The organism is Agrobacterium sp. 22-226-1 (genome assembly GCF_053522345.1).
Genome location: NZ_JBNWCP010000046.1, coordinates 1 through 2,497, shown reverse-complemented (window position 1 = coordinate 2,497; position 2,497 = coordinate 1). Strand labels below are relative to the sequence as shown.

2 protein-coding genes are annotated in these 2,497 nt (G+C 58.8%); both read right to left on the bottom strand.

What is annotated here, in order from left to right; all coding sequences use genetic code 11:
- Positions 1–55 precede the first annotated feature (55 nt).
- Positions 56–868, bottom strand: a complete 813-nt coding sequence (gene istB / locus ACQZ5K_RS26930) for an IS21-like element helper ATPase IstB (RefSeq protein WP_448742072.1) — start codon at positions 866–868, stop codon at positions 56–58.
- Entirely contained in the window at positions 858–2,384 is a 1,527-nt protein-coding gene (gene istA / locus ACQZ5K_RS26925) for an IS21 family transposase (RefSeq protein WP_448742073.1), read from the bottom strand. Before istA ends, istB begins: the two co-directional genes overlap by 11 nt.
- Between the last annotated feature and the right edge of the window lie 113 nt (positions 2,385–2,497).

Below are 2,497 nucleotides of genomic sequence, written 5' to 3'. Positions count from 1 at the left end.
TGTTGATTTGCACTGAGAAGTGACCCGGCATTTGCGCCGAGAACTGACCCGCCTCTTAGGTATGTTTCGGGTCGGTGGTGGTGGTCAAGTTCCTACTTTTCTCCTTTGCGGATTTGGGTTCCTGCGCTGAGCTGTTCTTGAATCGGAAGCTGTCGTTTCCGGTTTCGAGGATGTGGCAGTGATGGGTCAGGCGATCGAGCAGCGCTGTGGTCATCTTGGCGTCGCCGAAGACGCTAGCCCATTCGCTGAAGCTCAGGTTGGTAGTGATGATGACGCTGGTCCGCTCGTATAGTTTGCTCAACAGATGGAAGAGCAGTGCACCGCCTGACGCGCTGAATGGCAGGTATCCAAGTTCGTCGAGGATAACGAGATCGGAGTGTATGAGCCGGTTGGCGATCTGACCGGACCGTCCTTGAGCTTTCTCCTGCTCGAGAGCGTTGACCAGTTCGACGGTCGAGAAGAAACGAACCCGCTTATGATGATGCTCGATGGCCTGAACGCCGATCGCCGTGGCGACATGCGTTTTACCTGTGCCGGGTCCGCCGACCAGAACGATGTTGTTGGCCTCGTCGAGGAAGTCGCAGCGATGAAGCTGGCGCACGAGCGCCTCGTTGATCTCGCTGCTTGCGAAGTCGAAGCCGTTCAGATCACGGTAGGCGGGAAAGCGTGCCGTCTTGAGCTGACAGGCTGTCGATCTGACCTCCCTTTCTGCCGTCTCCGCTTTGAGGAGCTGCGACAGGACCGGAATCGCGGCCTCGAACGCCGGGGCTCCCTGTTCGGTCAGTTCCCCGACAGCCTGGGCCATGCCATGCATCTTCAATTGTCGCAGCATGATCACGATCGCACCGCTTGCCGGGTTATGGCGCATGGCGAATCTCCGTCTTTCTCAGGGTGTCGTAGCGTTCGACGTTGGCCTTTGGTTCATTGGTGAGTGTCAGTGCCTGGGGCGCGTCTATCGTCGGCGGCGTGAAGGTTTTGCCATCGACGAGACGATGCAGCAGGTTCAAAACATGCGTCTTGGTTGGAACGCCCGACTTCAGCGCCATGTCGACGGCCGATAGGACGGCTTGTTCATCGTGCTGCAGGACGAGCGCCAGGATGTCGACCATCTCACGGTCTCCGCCGGGCTTCTTGAGCAGGTATTGCTGCAAGGTCCGGAACGCGTCCGGTAGCTCAACGAACGGCGCACCATTGCGAAGAGCGCCGGGCTTGCGCTGTACGACAGCCAGATAGTGCCGCCAGTCGTAGATCGTCTGCCCCGGCCGGTCGTGGGAGCGATCGATGACGCGGTGATGCTCGCAGACCATCTGACCTTCCGCAGCGACAACGACACGATCCGGATAGACCCGCAGGCTTACCGGGCGATTGGCGAAGGATGCCGGGACGCTGTAGCGATTGCGTTCCAGATGGACGAGGCAGGTCGGCGTGACACGCTTTGTATATTCGACGAACCCGTCGAACGGCCGAGAGACCGGCATTAATGCCAGAGCCTCCTCAGCCCAGATATCGGCAATGGTGCCACGCATCTGGCCGTGTGGGGTCTTCGCCCAGAACTCCTTGCACCGAAGCTCAAGCCAGTCGTTCAGGGCTTCCAGCGATGGAAAGCGTGGGATCGGTTGAAAGAAGCGATGACGTGCATCCTGAACGTTCTTCTCGACCTGTCCCTTCTCCCAGCCGGACGCAGGATTGCAGAACTCCGGCTCAAACACATAGTGGCTGGCCATCGCCAGGAAGCGCACGTTGACGTCTCGCTCCTTACCACGGCCGACCTTGTCGATTGCCGTGCGCATGTTGTCGTAGATGCCGCGGCCGGGGATGCCGCCAAACACGCGGAATGCATGATTGTGGGCGTCGAACAGCATCTCGTGCGTCTGCAACAGATAGGCCCGGACGATGAAGGCGCGGCTGTAGCTTAGCTTCGTATGTGCGACCTGCAGCTTCGTGCGCTCATTGCCGATGATCGCCCAGTCCTCCGACCAGTCGAACTGGAAAGCTTCTCCGGGCTCGAATGCAAGAGGCACAAATGTGCCGCGCCCCGTCGTCTGGAATTCCCTCTGCCGGTCTGCCTTCCATTCCCTGGCGAAGGCTGCAACACGGCAATAGGAACCGTCGTAGCCGAGGCCCACCAGGTCGGCATGGAGTTGCTTCAGGGTGCGCTTTTGCTTGCGACCCTTCTTGGACTCCGTCTTTAACCAGGCCGACAGACGATCTGCGAATGGATCGAGTTTGCTCGGTCGCTCCGGCACCTTGAACTTCGGCTCCACGCCGTTCAGGCGCAGGTATTTGCGGATAGTATTCCGGGATAGGCCGGTCCTGCGGCATATCTCCCGGATGGATAAATGGTCTCTAAAATGCCAGCGTCGGATCACGCTCAATAACGCCATGTCGATCACTCCATAGCTCCCGCTGAAAACACGCGGAGCAAGGTTCAAAACATGGGTCAATTCTCGATGACAATATCCGGCAATGCCGGGTCACTTCTCAGTGCAAATCAACA

Excerpts from the sequence above, each read along its gene's own strand:
- istB (WP_448742072.1), bottom strand. The coding sequence starts at position 868 with ATGCGCCATAACCCGGCAAGCGGTGCGATCGTGATCATGCTGCGACAA.
- istA (WP_448742073.1), bottom strand. The coding sequence starts at position 2,384 with ATGGCGTTATTGAGCGTGATCCGACGCTGGCATTTTAGAGACCATTTA.